This window comes from Cryptobacterium curtum DSM 15641, assembly GCF_000023845.1.
Lineage (GTDB): Bacteria > Actinomycetota > Coriobacteriia > Coriobacteriales > Eggerthellaceae > Cryptobacterium > Cryptobacterium curtum.
In genome coordinates, this window is sequence record NC_013170.1 from 34,344 (window position 1) to 51,161 (window position 16,818).

Consider the following 16,818-nt stretch of genomic DNA (forward strand, 5'->3'; position numbering starts at 1 on the left):
CTAACGAGACAGTAGATAATCGTAACGTGGTAGGCGGTTATGGGCTTAGTTCTCGATGGAGTGCTTATTCTTTTTGTCCTTGCGATATGTGGCAAGTTTTTCGTTGAGCTCTCGCGTTTCCCGCTTCTGCTTGAATGCGAACACCGCTGTAATAATGCCAAAGATTACGAGGTAAGTAATCGTAAACGAAATCCAAGCCGATGGGATAGTGGCTGGAAACCACCCTATTATCACTGCTGTTATTGCAAGAACTGCAAACAGGCATATGCCGAATAACGCATGCCGCAGTACGCCCGAGAGACGCTTGATAACTATCGGCGTGAAAAACACAAACTGGAGTAATGCTGCCACCACACAGATGCCGAACACCGACCAGCAGTACCCAATGCCCTGCTGTGCTGCCTCGCCAGCAAAGATGCTCCCGAGCACCAGTAGAACAACCATAACAATCGTAAACCCCACGCAGATTGCCAGAAGACAAAATCGGATATTTTCCGAGAGGGTACGTTTTTCGGTATCGACTATATTCTTAGTATTCATAGTTAATCCTCCTTTACTGTGACTACTGCAATAGTCCGAGCTTGCGTTTGACATCGGGTGCATACTGCCTTGATATCACCACTCGCTCACTGTTTTCCATCGTCGCGATGATTCTTCCGTTGATTTCAGGCTCTAGTGCCGTAATCTTGCGGAAGTTCACGACGCATCCTTTAGCTACGCGTAGAAAGTCGCAGTCTGTTAGTCGCTCCTCCATCTCATACAGCCGCAAGGTAGTTTCGAGCACTTCGGTTGTCGTGTAGATGAATGTGCGTTTGTCGACCGATTCGACGTAAAGCACGTCTTCAGCGCTGACAACATGCGTGCGCCCATCCACTGATCCCGTTACCTTTCGGTCGAGCATGCGAAGTCGTGCCAACATATCGAGCACGCATCCATCGGTTTTCTTGCATACGATGGTTACTTCAATGTCTTGTGCCGAGGGCTGCTCTTCGATTGTTATCTTCATCGCCGCTCCTTCCGATAGGCTTATGGTAGGGGAGGCGTCGAGGTTGCAGGACGACAAAGCACCAAGTTGTATCTCGCGTTTGCCAACCTGCAGGTTTGCCCTATAAAGCGAAGAATTCTCGTTTCACGGGTCTTGAATGTATGCATGGAAGGTGGAGCGTTTTTAGCGCTCAATGTTCCTTCTTTAAAGAAGGAAGGTTTGCTATCCACTTCATAACGATTGCTTGGCAACCCCGAAAAACTTGCGTCTGCTGGTCAATATGGCCAGTTTGATAACTGATCTATTAGTCTATTAATCTTCGTTGCTAGCGGGAATGGTAACCACAAAACGCGTGCCGACATCTTCGTGTGAAAGCACCTCAATAGTGCCGTCGTGTTTGTCAATGATCCACTGAGCAATCGAAAGCCCCAGTCCTGAGCCGTCAGTGTTTGTTGCGCGGGCATTTTCTGCTCGATAGAAGCGCTCAAAGGCATGTCGTGCTGCATCAGCTTCCATGCCGATGCCTTCATCCTGCACGGAAACTGAAACGCGCTTTTCTCCAAGGGACACCTTAAAGGTAATGGTTGTTTGTTTGCGAGAGTACTTGGCGGCGTTCTGCACAATAATGCGCAGAGTCTGTTTAAGCAGGGCGACATCACCATTTACCTGGTAGCGCGCATCTTCTAAAGCTGATTTATCGAGTTTGAGCACATAGTGATGGTCGGCATCGATCATCTCGGATTCTTCCCAAACTTCTTCGGTAATCTGAGCAAGATTTACCATTTTTTTCTCAAGGGAACCTCTGCCAGTATCACCACGTGCAAGAAAAAGCAGCTGTTCAACAAGGTCATGCATATGCTCGCTTTCAGCTTTGAGTGCTGAAATTGATTCATCAAGCACTGTTGCATCAGTTTTACCCCACCGATCAAGCAGATCGGTATAGCCGCGAATTACCGCAATAGGGGTGCGCAGTTCGTGGCTTGCGTCGTTGACGAAGCGCATCTGCTGAAGCTTTGCTTCTTGCATCTGCTGCAAAAGACGGTTCAGTGCCACTTCAATACTTGCGAGATCCTTATCGCCCGTTTTCACGCGGGGCGAATCGATAGTTGCGCGCTCGATTGCCTGTTCAAGACTTTCCATTTTATGAGAGCTGAAGTCGTGGGCGAGTGGATCGGCGCTACTGAGTTTTTCGGCTTTGAGCGCGAGATCGTTTAACGGGAGAAGCTCACGCCGAATGCGGCGCGTATCGCTAAAGAAGTGCAAAAGGCTAAGAAGCTCCCAGAGAAAGATAGCAACATAGAGCAGCCAGAGGTCAGTCAGTGCTTTTCCGAGCGCAAATGACTGAGGTGCTTGTGTAGGTAGTTGTACAACATATTGAAGAGACCCGATACCGCTTGAGTTAGTTGCGGAAGTAATCGTTATGTGAGTTTCATTCAGGGGGATATAGCCGAACAAAAACGCGTTCGATGGCAAGGTCTGGTTGTAGCCGTAGATGAGAACGGCAACGACGCAGATAGCAAGCAGCACATTGAAGAACAGATAGCTAGCTAGTCGGCGCCACCAAAATCCCCAACTGATAGAACGAGCGATCGATGAAAAAGGGCGATTCCTGGAAGCGCTTCTCCGCTTTTGCTGCTTATTCTTTACGGATGACATATCCCACTCCTCGGACGGTGCTGATGAGCTTGATGTCATGCTTATCGTCAATTTTGGCGCGCAAATGCGCTATGTGTACATCAACGTTGTTGGAGTCGCCCATAAATTCGTACCCGAGAGCATCGGCAGCAATACGTTCGCGGTGCATAACTACACCCGCATGCTCCATGAGACAGCGTAGTACTTCAAATTCGCGGTTGGTCAACTCTACCGGATCGCTGTTGACGCGAACTTCGCGGCGGTCAATATCGAGCAATACACCTTTTATGGAAAGGGTTTTTGTTGCAGTGGGTTCAGGCGAAAGAGAAGTCGGTTGATCAGGTGATTTGTGGTGCTTTAAAGCTACGCGAATGCGAGCGAGCAACTCTTCGATCGCGAAAGGCTTTGTCAAGTAGTCGTCGGCACCAGCATCAAGGCCGGCTACCTTGTCCATGACGGCATCACGCGCGGTAAGCATAATGGTAGGCGTGTCCTTTTCTCGGCGGATACGCCGCAATACCTCTAATCCATTGATCTGGGGCAAAAGGATGTCGAGGAGAATAAGATCATAATCAGCTGAAAGAGCTTGTTCGACACCAGACCGTCCATCTGAAGCCTTATCGACCTCGTAACCTTCGTGCTTGAGTTCGAGCTCAATAAAGCGCGCAATCTTTTCTTCATCCTCGACAATGAGAATCTTAGTCATTCCCCGTAACATCCTTTTTCAACGTCTCTGCTGCATCGGCGATCTTATCCATAGCATCGTTTACATCGACGGTGATGGGCTTCGTGTCTTCAAGGCGATAGCGAATATTGAAAAATAGCCCAATGATAAGCAGCCAGATAGTAGCGCCCCACAGGAAGATACCAGCTATCGGGATGATAACGGGGAGCGAAAAGAACTCTTCGCCATTTCGAGTTGCCACAAATTTAGTGTCAACACTTTTGTGTAGCAGCTTTTTGAAAGCATCCCAAAACGCACTCATGTGTTGAGAAAAATCCGATTTCCTGCTTGATTTTTCGTAGGCAGCCTGTGCGGCAACCATTTCAGGAGACACAATTTCTTGTGAAGTAGGCTTTGTTGTGTAGTGAGCTGTTTGCTTGTTCGTTTTACCTGCCCGTTCAAGCCAAATAATAGCGTCAAGCATATCGTCGTTGCACGCATCGAGTGCAGCCTTTGCATCTTCGTAACTTACGCCGCATTTTTCGCAGATGCGTTCAACTTTTTCAAGTTTATCCATGACCATTATCCTTTCGCTTGGGCGGTAAACGCATGGCAGGTCAGCCTTATGTTTACAGCCTGCGTTTCAACTGGCTCTATGGTCGAGTCTTTAGATTAACCTATTCTTGCGATTTCATTAACGTTTGATAATGATTCAACAAATGCAGATCAAGACAGGTTTTATAGGAGTGGGTTTAAGCAACGGCAAGAGATAGTCAAGAGGCAGTCAGTTTTATAGCGATAGAAACGGCTACCATTGTCCGAATTAAAAAGGTTGCTGGTAGTAACGTTATTGTTTCTACAATTGAACAGGTTAAATAGTTTCATCTGAAGAATTAAATAAGTAATAAAGCAGCGTGGAAGTAATTTGAAGCGGTTTAATGTGGGTAACTTGTGTGCTACCCCCCCCCTTTTTTGGCAGTTTTCTTATAAATCTTCTACAATGACAAGGCTATGTGCGTCTAATCATAGAGCAAAAAGCCAGTAGTGGAGGAGAGTGCGCTAATGAAAACGGCGTCAAAGTCAATTGCGAGGAATATTTTCGCAGTATTTATTTCGTGTGTGATGGTGGTGAGTCTTTCACCAACACTAAGCTTTGCAGAACCTAGTGCATCGGCTGCAGCCGAGAGCACTCCTTCGGGTTCTTCTGTAGCATCTGGCACAGAAGGTACATCAACTGAGAGCTCTTCTTCTGAAGCAGTTACTCCGACAGAGGCAACCGAAGCCTCAGCTTCAACTGATACGGTAAGCGCAACGGATTCTACTTCCGCTATCAGCGCCGATTCGGTTGAAGGTGCGCAAGAGCTGGAAGGCGAAGAAGTCTCTGCCGTCAGTGCAGCAGCTCCAACGCTTCGTCCGCCTGCGGGTACTACTACGCTATGGGTTGATGGCACATCTGGCAACGACGCGAATGACGGCGCTACGCAGGCGACGGCCTTTAAGACATTAGCTCAGGCTCTTAGCACACAGGCAGCTAACCCCACTATTACTACTATTAAGATGCTGGGGTCGTTCTCCAATCCTCCCGCTGCGACAATTCCTTCTGGTGTCACGCTGGTAGTTGCCGGCAATACAACCATGACGAGCAACGGAAATAATGGCATTACGCTCGCAAGTGGTTCGTTCCTTAAATGCGAAAATGGCAGCACGCTTACCATGAGTGGCTTTAATACAGCTCTTACTGTTAAAGCCGATGCAGAAGTTAATGATGGCACCTATAAGCTTGATAACAATGCTATTGGCTTCAATCTCGACGGTAAGTTTAACGGTAGCACACGTAGTGCACTTACTGTTTCTGCCCTTGAAAGTACAGGACGTGCCTTTACATATGGTGACAAGTCATCGTTTGTTAACTGCACGGTAAATGTGCAGGCGAAAAACGAAAGCAGTGAACAATACAATGGCTTGAACCTAAAGAATGCTTCGCTTACCACTAAAGGTGTGTGGTATTACTTCAACCCGAGCAATAGTGCTACTGGGTATGTCGGGGGCGTTCATCTAGATAACTCCGATTTTTATGCCTATAAAGCAACGGGTGCTTCTGCTTATAAGCAGACCATGTCGATTTTTGCTCCGTCTGAATTGAAGAATGGTTCTACACTGACAAGCGATGGATCTCGTATTACGCTGTCGGCGGCATTAACTGTTGATGACTCAAAGGTGGTTATCAAAAATAGTACTGCCGGCGGTCTCAATATTAATTATTCGCCCGGCTCCGCGGTCTTTACGAATTCCACGCTTGAAACTACCAATATGAAGTACACGCCTTCTTATGGTACTGGTCAGTCAAATGGACCGTGTTATCTCACGTTCCAGGGTAACAGTGTAGTGAATACCGATGCGCAGGATAAGACCGCTGATGACGGTGGCGCAAATCGCGATACAAATAGCACGTATGTTGTGACGGGCGGTTCATTCCTGGTGGCTTATGACCCCAGTTTTAATTACAACGTTACGACACCTACTAATGGCGCTAGCAACGGAAATGAATGGCTGTCTCTCTTTACGCTTACCGACACTTCCACTACCGTTTTGAATCCCATCAACAAAAATGGTGCTGCATATACCTATAACGTTGCGACTCCGTCAAAAGATGGAAAGAAGCATGTATGGACGCCAGCCGCGAAGGTAACTTTTAAGCTTAATAACGCTAATGCGACCTTTGCCGATGGCACTACTGCCGATAAAACGGCCAGTACTATTCGTGGCTACAAACTCGACGACGTGGTAGGCAACGTGCAGCCGGGTAATCCAACCGATTCTACGGGAGTTGCATTCCTTGGGTGGTATTACAAGGATGCAAGTGGTGTAGAGCATGCCTTCAACTGGTCGAATGAAACGCTTACAAGTGATATTGAAGTTTACGCAAAGTGGGATGCTAAGACCGTTATCTACCATAACGGTGCAGGACAGAGTTATATTCAAGCGCTTGATACTTCGGCAAGCTCCGCAACAGCTCTTTCTTATGATGAGGTTGTCAATAAGGATGCAAGCTTTAATGTAGCAGGCAAAACGTTTACAAAGTGGACAACCTCATCTGACGGTTCTGGCAATGCAGTAAACGCAGGAGACACGTTGGCCTTTGCAAGTGGTACAACGCAGATCGACCTGTATGCTCAGTACACAGATAATGAGTATCGAGTTGCCTTCTCCGCCAACGGCGGCACCTTTGCAAGCACAAGTGTGTTTAAGGCGCATCCCGAAGCATTTACCATTGAACAGGATTCAACGGGCGGCGAAGTCGCTGTGCTCAAGAAGACAGCTACGTACAATCAGAAGATTCGCGAACTCCTTAATGGTGTTTCGTATAACGATCTGAAGGTCACCAAGGCTGAAGCTTCAAAGACTGGATTTAAACTTGCCGACAAAGATAACTGGAATACCAAGGCTGATGGAACAGGCAGCACGGTCCGTTTTGACGATCACAGTGTGTGGATTTTCCCCATTACTGGTGACAATCCCTCAATAACTGCAGATACTACGTACTACCTCAAGTGGCAGGAAGACAGTTCTGTCCCCTTGATCCAGGCTGATGGCATTCTTCCCTCAGACATGTGGGGTAATGCTGGCGCTAATAGTCAGGCAGATAGCAAGTCGGTGCTCAAAGTGTCGACCGACGGTGATGGTGCCTTTAGTCTTACGGGCGCTGTTGATACGGCAGGCATCAAGCAGCAGATGCAGGCTATCGAATCGCAGTTTGGCCAGGACGCTAATAATTTCTCGAATATCAAGCTGACAGGGACAACCTCGACCTTCTCGGCAACGTTTGAGCTGCCTAATGGGGTAACTGTCCCGAGCGATCCTCAAGTAACAGCTACCGGTTTGGGTGATTGCTATGAAGTTAAGAGCGTGACAACAAGTGGCCAAAAGATTGTCGTAACTTTTGGATTGAAACAGGCATTTACCGATTATCAGCAGCTCAAGAACGCCGTTGATTCAACGGGCGCTGCTTCAGGCGGAACGAGTGAGGAAATCAACCCGATTTCGGATTCGATTACGCTTACCATTCCGGGGCTCAAGGTCGATTCAGCCAGCGTTGCAAATGGCGATGAATTAACAGCCAAGGGAAGCGTAGCGGGTAGTTTTTCTGCTGTTGCCAAAGGCTCTAACGATAAAGTAAAGCGTTTCTCGTTCAAGTGGACGGGCGAGCAGATTGCTGCCGGTAAAGATGTGCGGGCTGCAAACGATACCGTTATTCAGCAGACTATCTTGGTCAAGAAGCCCTATGCTCTAACGCTTGGCGCTGATATGCTTGCTACTGTTCTTCCTGACAACCCAACAACAAGCCAGCTTAAACAAGCTGGTACGGACACTGAGCACACTAAGGTTATCGGCGTGTATCAGGGCTCTAAGCTTAATGTGACGGGAACCATTGATTCGACTAGCGTCAAGCAGCAGATGAAGGCAATAGAAAATCAGTTTGGGCAGAACCCGAGTGGCTTTTCAAGCATCAAGCTGACGGGGCTTTCATCCACCTTTACGGCAACTTTTGAGCTGCCTGACGGCATGGAGCTTCCTTCTGGACTCGACGCAAGTAAAGTAATTCCGGAAGGTTTTGCCGACACCTTTACGGTTTCAAATGTAGCTGTAAGCGGCAAGACCATTACTGTTACGATGGGTCTCAAGGACGGAATCGAAAACTACCAGCAGCTGAAAGATGCAGTTGACGCGCTGGGCGATACCATGAAGCTCACCATTCCAGGTGTTACGGTGAATGAAGATGTTGCTGATGGTACGAGCCTTACCATGAAGGGTACGGTTGAAGGCAGCTTTGATGCCACTGCTACATCTGCTTCTGGCACCGTCAAGGACTTCTCGTTCAGGTGGACCGGCGAGCAGATAGACGAAGGCAAGGATGTAACGGTTACCGATCCTGCTGATAAAACCATTCAGCTTACCGTGCAGACACCTACTCCTACCGACGCAGAATTGCCAGCTGATATACTTTCTGGTGATGATACCGAGCACACTGCTGTCTATGAGACACTTGCGGGTTCAACGATGGATCTGACGGGCGCCATTGATGCCAATACCATCAAGCAGCAGATGCGCAATATTGAAAACCGTTTCAACAATCCCGATGGCACCACTATTGCGATTGATGTTAAGCAGTTCGGATTTACCGCAGACTTCACAGTACCTGATGGCATGGAATTGCCGAGCAGCCTTTCTGTGTCAGATCTCACAACCGAAGGATTTGGCAATGGCTTCAAGGTCCAGTCGGTGACTGTTTCCGGCAAGACCGCGACGGTCAATTTTGTCCTGAGTGATCCCGATGCTATTCGCACCTATGCCGACCTGAAAGCAATAGTGGATGCTGTCGGTAAGGACGCCAGTGGTACTGATACTGGTTGGATGAAACTCACGGTGCCCAATGTCAAAGTAGATGATGGCCTGGCAAGTGGCACGGAACTTACCATGACTGGTACCGTCAACGGTTCATTCAAGGCGCTTGCTACCTCGCAATCAGGTCGACAGGAAACGTTCTCATTCAGGTGGAATGGTACGCAATGGCCTGATGGTAAAGACTTTGCGGCTCCGGCAAGCGATAACAGCATTCGATTTACCGCACGTGTTGTTTCAACACTGCAGTCTGAACTTCCGGGCGACATCCTGATTGGTGATGACACCGAGCATGATGCTGTCTATAAGGCCAAGGCAACTGATACGCTCACCTATACGGGTGCACTTAATGTTGATCCTATCAAGCAACAGATGTCTTATATCGAAAGCCAGTATCCGGGTACTTCTGCCGATACGATTAAAGTAAATGTAAAGAATTGCACATTTACAGCCACCTTTACGGTGCCAAATGAAATGAACTTGCCTTCGAGCCTTTCGGTATCGGATATCACTACTCATGATTTCGGGCCGTTTGAAGTAACCGATGTACAGGTAAGCGGTAAGACGGTTACGGTAACCATGAAGTTGAAAAACGCTTCAGCAATCAAGACTTATGCTGACTTGAAGGCAGCAGTGAATACTGCTGGGGATGCAAACAATTGGATGAAGCTCGATGTTCCGGGCATTACCATTGATGCAAGCCAAGTTTCGCCGGGTCAGCAGCTGACAGTGACGGGTACCGTTGAGGGCACGTTTGCAGCGGATGCTATAAGTGCTAGTGGAAAGCGTAAGGTCTTCAGCTTTGCGTGGACCGGTACACAATGGCCTGATGGACGTGACGCTGTAGCTGATCCTACTGATAACACGATTCGCTTCACGCTTGAGATTACCGAAGACGAACCGCAGCCGGGTCCAGAGCCACAACCGCAGCCACAACCAACTCCGGATCCGAATCCTCAGCCAGGACCAAACAACAACGGCACGCCGAATAACGACATACTGGCAAAGACGAGCGATGCTCTGCCGCTTACCATTATTGGTTTGCTGGCTGTGAGTGCGGTGGCAGTAGGTATTGCGGTTTATCGCATGCGTAAAAGCTCAGGAGAGAAGTAATACACACACTTGATTTGAGCTAAAGGTTGGGCGCGAACGCTATCTCGTATGGTCGTTTCGCGCCCTGCCTTGCTTTTTGGCTGCCATAAGCCGTAGAATCATGAATTGCTTTTTTCAGAAGAGCAAGTAGTGTTCTTCTGCATCACGTTGGAATAAAGGAGCTTACCTCTATGGTCAAGATTCGTCTCGCGCGTCACGGCGCAAAGAAGCGCCCGTACTACCGCATAGTTGTCACGGATTCTCGTGCGGCTCGCAACAGCCGTCCGATTGAAGAAGTCGGTCGTTACAACCCATGCGTTGAGCCGTCTATGATTCAGATCGACCTTGAAAAGGTGGATAAGTGGATCGCTAATGGCGCTCAGCCCACCGACACGGTTGCACACCTTATCGAGTCCGCTCGTAAGGAAGCTTAAGGCGATGTCCGGGGAAGCTCTTGATCTCTCCGGGTTGGTTCGTACGCTGGTCGAGCCTATCGTTGATTATCCCGACGATCTCGAAGTTACACAGAATGAAGGCGAACAGGGCGATTACCTGGTTGAAATTCGTGTAAACGAAGAGGATGCTGGCAAGGTTATCGGACGCCAGGGGCGTGTCATCAAAGCGATTCGTACGCTCGCACGCGCTGCCGCAACGCGTGATGCTCGCCATGTCGAAGTGGAGATCGTCGATTAGATGAGCGCGTGGGTTAAAGCCGCCTGCATCATCAAAACGAAACACCTGCAAGGGGAACTTGTCGTGCGTAAGGTCGATAGGTTCCCTTTTCTGTTGTCTGAAGGCATGCAGGTTTATTTTGTTCCGCCAACGCTCTGCGGTCCGCGTGAAGGGCACGTTGTTTCTGTTTCCCCTGCGCGCGAAGGGGAATGGACGGTTTCTTTCGATACGGTGGACGACATTGCGAGCGCAGAAGAACTGGTTGGATCGTGGTGTCTTATTGCAAAAAGCGATGTACCTGAACCGTCCGAGGGCGCCCTTCCGCTGTTGTGTGAAGGGTGGCGTGTCGTGGATACAAAACGGGGTGAATTAGGAGCTCTGAGCGCGATAATCGAACAGCCAGCGCAGTCTTTGCTATCCGTTGAAGGGTCTGTTGAGGGGCGCTTGGGAGAGATTCTTATTCCGGCAGTCGACGAATTTATCTGCCAGATAGACACAGCCGATCGCTGCATTACCGTGCAGCTTCCTGAAGGCTTGCTTGACCTTGCTGCTGAGAATGCTGTAGTCAGCAATAAAGATGCTAGTGCGATAACAGGCGACAAAGCCACTGACAGAGCCGGTAGTCATACCGGCGTCAACAAGATGCAGGGTTGTAAAAGTGCTGGCAAAGAGGGCAGTATCGATGCGCACAAGCAGGATGACAACAGCTTGCAAGGTGGCGCTTGATGATTATCGAAACGCTTTCAACTTTTCCTGCTATGTACGACTCGGTTATGGGTACGTCGATGATGCGCATTGCGCAAGAACAAGGGGCCCTCGACTTTCGAGCATTTGACCTACGCGATTGGACGCACGATCGTCATCGGACAACCGATGATAGCCCGTATGGTGGCGGTCAAGGTCTTGTTATGAAGTGTGAACCGATATTTGAGGCATTCGACGAAATAGTGGCCGCACGTGAAATGAAGCCTTACACCGTTTTTCTTACACCGACGGGTGAAGCGTTTACTCAGGCAGTTGCCCAAGAGCTGTCTGAAAAACCTCGCCTTTTGTTTGTGTGTGGTCACTACGAGGGAATCGATGAGCGCGCCTACACACTTGCCGATCGGTGCTTGTCGTTAGGCGATTATGTACTGACGAGTGGCGAACTGGCGAGCATGGTGGTTATTGATGCGGTAGTACGTTTGCTTCCTGGTGTGCTTGGCGATGAAGGTAGTGCGATTGATGAAAGTTTTTACGACGGGTTATTGGAGTATCCCCAGTACACACGCCCTGCTGAGTTTCGTGGTATGGAAGTGCCGCCCATACTGTGTTCGGGCGATCACGCCAAAGTGGCAACATGGCGCCGGCAACAGAGTCTCAAGCGAACGGCGCACCTCCGCTCCGACCTGCTGGCACAGGCAAATCTTTCAGAGGCTGACAGGGCTTTTCTGAAATCTTTATCTACCGAAGCGGGGTCGTCTAGCGAGACGGTATCATAAAGCACAGCAGCTTGAAGCTTGGCAGCGCACAGCAACAAGCGCAGTTGTACAGCTGAGGTAACAAGCACGGTCGTACAGCGCTAGCAGCAAGCACGGCTGTACGAGTTAGTTGTCTTGAAGCTCAAGTGCTGAGGTTCACATGTACGCGCTGCTTTTGGTTGGTAGCGCTTTTCAATGGAAGGATCGTCATGTCATCTGCCCGAAGGGCAACTTCTTCCCGAAAGCGCGGAGGATTCATACGCGACGCTATCGAGTATATAGTACTGCTTGTTGTGGTATTTGCTGTTTTCTGGGCAGGGCGCGTCTTTGTTGTTGAGCCCTATTCGATTCCTTCGGGGTCCATGGAAACGACGCTCATGATCAATGACTGCGTCTTTTCAGAAAAAGTTAGCTATCACCTGCGCGATGTGCAGCAGGGCGACATCGTGACGTTTGCCGATCCTGAAGTAGAAGGCCGCACTTTGATCAAGCGGGTTATCGCTACCGAAGGACAGACGGTTGATCTCGTTAACGGTGCAGTTTCTGTTGATGGGCAGGTGCTCGACGAACCCTACACACACGGGCTTCCCTCCGAAGAACTGACCCCTGCGCGTAACGTGCAGATATCGTATCCGTATACTGTCCCTGCCGGCTATGTGTGGGTCATGGGGGACAATCGTACTAATTCAGCCGACTCGCGCTATTTTGGTGCCGTCCCAACCTCAAATATCACGGGGCGTGCTGCAGCTATCTATTGGCCTCTTAATCGCATCGCAACCCTCTAGGTTGTAGGCGCACAAAAAGGGACGCACAAGAAGGATGATAATGGAATCGACGCTTACATCTGAACAGTCACAACGCCACCTCCACGGCTCTCAAGAGGGTGTCCGCACATTCCAGGACATCATTATGAGTCTGCAGCAGTATTGGGCAGATCAGGGATGCGTGGTGCTGCAGCCCTACGATGGAGCTGTTGGTGCCGGTACCAATCACACAGCGACGACGCTTCGGAGCTTAGGTCCTGACACGTGGCGTACCTGCTACGCGCAGGGATGCCGTCGTCCTGCTGATGGACGCTATGGTGAAAACCCTAATCGCCTGCAGTTTTACTATCAGTTCCAGGTTCTTATGAAGCCCTCGCCCGACAACATTCAAGATTTGTATTTGGGCAGCCTCAATGCGATTGGTATTGACCCGAACAAGCACGATGTTCGCTTTGTTGAAGACGACTGGGAAAGCCCAACACTTGGCGCGTGGGGCCTTGGCTGGGAAGTGTGGCTTAACGGTATGGAGGTCACGCAGTTTACGTATTTTCAGCAAGTTGGTGGATTTGAATGCGCTCCGGTGCCGGTTGAAATCGCTTACGGTCTCGAGCGACTGGCTATGTATATTCAGGGTGTCGACAGTGTCTATGATCTTATCTGGGCGCGAGGCGACGATGGCGTTGAATTTACCTATGGCGATGTCTATCTGGAAAACGAGCGCGAATTTTCGGAATACAATTTCGAAATTGCGAATACAAAATTCCTATTTACTGCTTTCGATGACTTCGAACAAGAAGCAAAGTTGTGCCTTGAGGCCCGCTTGCCGCTTCCTGCTTACGACTGGGTGCTTAAATGCAATCATGTTTTCAACCTACTTGATGCGCGTGGCGTCATTTCAGCGACCGAACGGATGGCTTATATCCTGCGCGTCCGTTCGATGGTGAAAGAGTGCTGTAGTGCGTATATCGATCGGGTTGTAGGGGGCGCTGCAAGTGGCAAAGCCAACAGCGGCGTTGTTGATGGTGCCAGCGACGGTGCCAAAGTTAATGCCAGCTCTCTTGGTAGGGGCAATGCCAACCCCAGCGGCAGCGGCGAAACCAGCACAGGCAGCCGCGACAACACGAGCGCTAACAGCGCCACCAAAAATAACGCTCGCACCAACAGCACGGTACAGGGGGAGTAACGCCATGGCAGAAATGCACACGCTCGCTTTTGAGATTGGCGTGGAAGAAATCCCCGCCTTCGATCTTGATTCAGCCACGAAGCAGCTGGAGCGATTAGCGCCTGCTGCCTTTGAAGGTGCCCGCATTCCCTTTGACCGCATCGAGGTCTTTTCAAGCCCCCGACGTTTGATTGTCATGGCGTACGGCTTGCCTGAAGCAACCGAAGAACTCATGGAAAAATACAAAGGTCCTGCTGCCCGCATTGCTTTTGATGAAGCTGGTCAGCCGACAAAGGCGGCGATTGGCTTTGCGCGCGGTAAAGGGTTGACTCCCGACGATCTTGAGCGCCGCCTGGTGAAAGACGTCGAATACGTTTTTGCTGTTAAGCAGATTCCTGCCGTGCCGGTAATCAGTTTACTTCCTGCGATTTTGCAGGGCTTTATTGAAGACATCAAATGGCCTCGAAGCCAGCGATGGGCTGCCTATCGCGAGGTGTTTGTGCGTCCGGTGCGCTGGATTGTTGCCCTGTTTGATGACCAGGTTATTCCCCTACAGTTTGCGGGGGTTTCTACCGGTCGTGATACCTGGGGTCATCGGGTGCTTGCACCGGGTGCCCATCGAGTGAATGAGGCGACGGATCTTATCAAAGTTGTTCGCGCGGCTTCGGTTGTTCCTTCGCAAAGTGAACGCGAGCAGATCATCCGCGACGACGTAGCTGCTATCGAGCATACCTACGACCTGGTGGCAGACCTTCCTGCCAAAACTCTGCTCGAAGTGGTTAATCTGTCGGAGTTTCCGCAGCCGCTTGCGGCTACGTTCGACGAGTCGTTTTTGCAGGTGCCGCAGGAAATTATTATCGATGCAATGCTTATGCATCAGCGCTATTTCCCGCTCTACGACAAAAAAGGCGCGCTAACCAATCGCTTTGTTATTGTTTCAAATGGGAACCCCGCCTGTCAGGAAACGATTATTTCCGGTAATGAGCGTGTAGTGCGGGCGCGGTTAGATGACGCGAAATTCTTCTACGAAGAAGACCTCAAACAGCCACTTGAAAGCTATGTTGAAAAGCTTTCAAGCGTGGTGTTCCAAGAGGATTTGGGTACGGTGCTCGATAAAACGAAGCGTCTTGTGCGTCAAGCAACTCATCTTGCTGCTGACGCGAAACTGTCCAAGGCTGACGCACGTGATCTCGAACGAGCTTGCTATCTCTGCAAAGCCGATCTTGTTACCAACACCGTGGTGGAATTCACCAGTGTGCAGGGTGTTATGGGTGGTTACTATGCGCTTGCATCAGGTGAAACCGAGCAGGTAGCGCAGGCCATCAGTCAACATTACCGTCCGCGCTTTGCGAGCGATACAGCGCCGGATTCTGTGGTGGGACAGTTTGTTGCGTTTGCCGACAAGCTCGACACCGTGTGTGGTCTTATTGCCGTAGGGCAAGCACCCACCGGTTCTTCCGACCCCTTTGCGCTCCGTCGCAGTGCTATTGGCATTATTGGTATGCTTGATGCTGGGTTGCCCGTTTCGCTTCTGCCTGCTATTGATTGTGCGCTTGATGCCCTGATGGCTGACGGTATTTCCTTTAACCGTACAACAGCTCGAGAGGCAATCAGCGACTTCTTTATCGCACGTACTAAAGTTATCTTGCGTGATGAAGGACTACCTATTGATGCCGTTAATGCGGTGCTGGCAGCAGGCGTTACTGAGCCGGCCCTGATTGCCGCGCGAACCCGTGCGCTTGCTGCCGCGCGTGCTTCGTCACCAGAAACAATGACCGACCTCGCTACTGCATTTGCGCGTGCCGATAATCTGCGCGATGCAAGCTTGGGAAGCAAAACCGACACGAGTCTGTTCACACCAGAAGAAGCGGACTTACAAGCAGCTATCGATGCCGTGACCGCAGCTATTCCCGATCTGCTTAATCAAGGAGATTACGTACGTGCACTAGAGAAGCTAGCAAGCTTGCGCGCTCCAATCGATACGTTCTTTGAAGCGGTGATGGTGATGGATAAAGACCAGACGCTGCGTGAAAACCGCCTACGACTCCTGAATCGGTTCGTATCGACATTCAAAGACGTGGCCGATTTTGGTGAGCTTGCTTCGTCATGATTCCAACCATCAACATCATTAGCGACTCGGTCGGGACCACCGCTCAGGCTATTGCCCGTGCGGCGGCAAGTCAGTTTGGCGAAACCGAGCCCATTATCGAACTATTGCCAAACGTGCGTACATTTGAAGAAGTCGAAACGTTTCTGCAAAAGCGACTTGATGAAACACGGCGTCGCACAGGAAGCCCTGAAATGATCGTGTTTTATACGATTGTTGAAGCCGAAGTAACGCGACAGCTGAAGGAATACCTGGCGTTTCACCCTGAAATCCATGCGGTTGATCTTATTACCGATGCGGTTGATGCTATTTCGCAGGTGTCAGGGCGCGAGCCCATGGTAGTACCGGGCGAGCTGCATATTACCGACGAACGTTACTTTCACCGGATTGAAGCTATCGAGTACACGATTGCTCACGATGACGGCCGCAACCCGCAAGATCTTCCCTCTGCTGACATCGTGCTTTTGGGTGTTTCGCGATGTGGGAAAACACCTACTTCTATCTATCTGGCGCAAGAAGGGTATCGGGTTTCTAACGTGCCTCTTGATTTAGTAAGTGCGCCGCCGGCAGAGATTCATAAGGTTGATCCGTCTCGTCTTTTTGGCTTGGTTACCACGCCCGATGTACTGGTAGATATTCGCCGTCGCCGTTTAGGCAATGCATTGGCGGTTGCGGGCGATTATGCCGATCGTGAAAAAGTTGAACAAGATCTAGAAAAGGCACGATCACTTATGCGTCAACTGGGGTGCTTTGTCATTCACACCGAGAATCGAGCCGTTGAAGAGACGGCCCAGGAAATCATGCGGTATTATGAAGTCGCTCATCCGCGGAAGGGAAGTTTGCGCGGAGAAGGCGATCTTCAAACTGTCGAATAAGG

14 protein-coding genes are annotated in these 16,818 nt (G+C 50.0%); 9 read left to right on the top strand and 5 right to left on the bottom strand.

Annotation, left to right across the window (positions count from 1 at the left end; translation table 11 throughout):
- Nucleotides 1-45 precede the first annotated feature (45 nt).
- The 5 genes from CCUR_RS00125 to CCUR_RS00145 all read right to left on the bottom strand — a co-directional run bounded on the left by CCUR_RS00125 (nucleotide 46) and on the right by CCUR_RS00145 (nucleotide 3,861).
- Entirely contained in the window at nucleotides 46-540 is a 495-nt protein-coding gene (locus tag CCUR_RS00125; protein WP_012802447.1) for a DUF3021 family protein, read from the bottom strand.
- Between the two features lie 22 nt (nucleotides 541-562).
- Complete coding sequence (locus CCUR_RS00130; protein ID WP_012802448.1) at nucleotides 563-1,006, bottom strand: LytTR family DNA-binding domain-containing protein; 444 nt, start codon at nucleotides 1,004-1,006, stop codon at nucleotides 563-565.
- 291 nt (nucleotides 1,007-1,297) lie between these two features.
- Entirely contained in the window at nucleotides 1,298-2,641 is a 1,344-nt protein-coding gene (locus tag CCUR_RS00135) for a sensor histidine kinase (protein WP_012802449.1), read from the bottom strand.
- A complete protein-coding gene (locus CCUR_RS00140) occupies nucleotides 2,622-3,326 on the bottom strand; it encodes a response regulator transcription factor (protein WP_012802450.1) in 705 nt (234 codons plus the stop codon). The genes CCUR_RS00135 and CCUR_RS00140 overlap by 20 nt, the downstream gene beginning before the upstream one ends.
- A complete protein-coding gene (locus CCUR_RS00145) occupies nucleotides 3,319-3,861 on the bottom strand; it encodes a UBA domain-containing protein (protein WP_012802451.1) in 543 nt (180 codons plus the stop codon). Before CCUR_RS00145 ends, CCUR_RS00140 begins: the two co-directional genes overlap by 8 nt.
- A gap of 485 nt (nucleotides 3,862-4,346) precedes the next feature.
- Here CCUR_RS00145 and CCUR_RS00150 point away from each other — a divergent pair, with 485 nt between their 5' ends.
- From CCUR_RS00150 to CCUR_RS00190, 9 genes are all read left to right on the top strand, one after another.
- Nucleotides 4,347-9,797, top strand: coding sequence for an InlB B-repeat-containing protein (locus CCUR_RS00150; RefSeq protein WP_012802452.1), 5,451 nt, complete (start codon nucleotides 4,347-4,349; stop codon nucleotides 9,795-9,797).
- Nucleotides 9,798-9,967: 170 nt separating this feature from the next.
- On the top strand, nucleotides 9,968-10,210 hold the full coding sequence (gene rpsP / locus CCUR_RS00155) for a 30S ribosomal protein S16 (protein WP_012802453.1): 243 nt from the start codon (nucleotides 9,968-9,970) through the stop codon (nucleotides 10,208-10,210).
- 4 nt (nucleotides 10,211-10,214) lie between these two features.
- The gene (locus CCUR_RS00160) at nucleotides 10,215-10,469 is read left to right on the top strand and encodes a KH domain-containing protein (RefSeq protein WP_012802454.1); all 255 of its coding nucleotides are present in this window, start codon (nucleotides 10,215-10,217) and stop codon (nucleotides 10,467-10,469) included.
- A complete protein-coding gene (locus CCUR_RS00165) occupies nucleotides 10,470-11,174 on the top strand; it encodes a ribosome maturation factor RimM (protein WP_012802455.1) in 705 nt (234 codons plus the stop codon).
- Complete coding sequence (gene trmD / locus CCUR_RS00170; RefSeq protein ID WP_012802456.1) at nucleotides 11,174-11,929, top strand: tRNA (guanosine(37)-N1)-methyltransferase TrmD; 756 nt, start codon at nucleotides 11,174-11,176, stop codon at nucleotides 11,927-11,929. The genes CCUR_RS00165 and trmD overlap by 1 nt, the downstream gene beginning before the upstream one ends.
- Nucleotides 11,930-12,117: 188 nt before the next feature.
- The gene (gene lepB / locus CCUR_RS00175; RefSeq protein WP_012802457.1) at nucleotides 12,118-12,693 is read left to right on the top strand and encodes a signal peptidase I; all 576 of its coding nucleotides are present in this window, start codon (nucleotides 12,118-12,120) and stop codon (nucleotides 12,691-12,693) included.
- A gap of 40 nt (nucleotides 12,694-12,733) precedes the next feature.
- Nucleotides 12,734-13,855, top strand: a complete 1,122-nt coding sequence (locus CCUR_RS00180; RefSeq protein WP_012802458.1) for a glycine--tRNA ligase subunit alpha — start codon at nucleotides 12,734-12,736, stop codon at nucleotides 13,853-13,855.
- A gap of 4 nt (nucleotides 13,856-13,859) precedes the next feature.
- Nucleotides 13,860-15,944 carry a glycine--tRNA ligase subunit beta gene (gene glyS, locus CCUR_RS00185; RefSeq protein WP_012802459.1) on the top strand — a complete coding sequence of 695 codons (2,085 nt, stop codon included), beginning with the start codon at nucleotides 13,860-13,862 and terminating at the stop codon, nucleotides 15,942-15,944.
- The gene (locus tag CCUR_RS00190) at nucleotides 15,941-16,816 is read left to right on the top strand and encodes a pyruvate, water dikinase regulatory protein (RefSeq protein WP_012802460.1); all 876 of its coding nucleotides are present in this window, start codon (nucleotides 15,941-15,943) and stop codon (nucleotides 16,814-16,816) included. The genes glyS and CCUR_RS00190 overlap by 4 nt, the downstream gene beginning before the upstream one ends.
- Nucleotides 16,817-16,818 lie beyond the last annotated feature (2 nt).

Coding starts and splice junctions, on each gene's coding strand:
- CCUR_RS00130 (WP_012802448.1), bottom strand. CDS start 1,006: ATGAAGATAACAATCGAAGAGCAGCCCTCGGCACAAGACATTGAAGTA.
- CCUR_RS00190 (WP_012802460.1), top strand. CDS start 15,941: ATGATTCCAACCATCAACATCATTAGCGACTCGGTCGGGACCACCGCT.
- CCUR_RS00135 (WP_012802449.1), bottom strand. CDS start 2,641: ATGTCATCCGTAAAGAATAAGCAGCAAAAGCGGAGAAGCGCTTCCAGG.
- CCUR_RS00150 (WP_012802452.1), top strand. CDS start 4,347: ATGAAAACGGCGTCAAAGTCAATTGCGAGGAATATTTTCGCAGTATTT.
- CCUR_RS00160 (WP_012802454.1), top strand. CDS start 10,215: ATGTCCGGGGAAGCTCTTGATCTCTCCGGGTTGGTTCGTACGCTGGTC.
- CCUR_RS00165 (WP_012802455.1), top strand. CDS start 10,470: ATGAGCGCGTGGGTTAAAGCCGCCTGCATCATCAAAACGAAACACCTG.
- CCUR_RS00140 (WP_012802450.1), bottom strand. CDS start 3,326: ATGACTAAGATTCTCATTGTCGAGGATGAAGAAAAGATTGCGCGCTTT.
- glyS (WP_012802459.1), top strand. CDS start 13,860: ATGGCAGAAATGCACACGCTCGCTTTTGAGATTGGCGTGGAAGAAATC.
- rpsP (WP_012802453.1), top strand. CDS start 9,968: ATGGTCAAGATTCGTCTCGCGCGTCACGGCGCAAAGAAGCGCCCGTAC.
- lepB (WP_012802457.1), top strand. CDS start 12,118: ATGTCATCTGCCCGAAGGGCAACTTCTTCCCGAAAGCGCGGAGGATTC.
- trmD (WP_012802456.1), top strand. CDS start 11,174: ATGATTATCGAAACGCTTTCAACTTTTCCTGCTATGTACGACTCGGTT.
- CCUR_RS00145 (WP_012802451.1), bottom strand. CDS start 3,861: ATGGATAAACTTGAAAAAGTTGAACGCATCTGCGAAAAATGCGGCGTA.
- CCUR_RS00180 (WP_012802458.1), top strand. CDS start 12,734: ATGGAATCGACGCTTACATCTGAACAGTCACAACGCCACCTCCACGGC.
- CCUR_RS00125 (WP_012802447.1), bottom strand. CDS start 540: ATGAATACTAAGAATATAGTCGATACCGAAAAACGTACCCTCTCGGAA.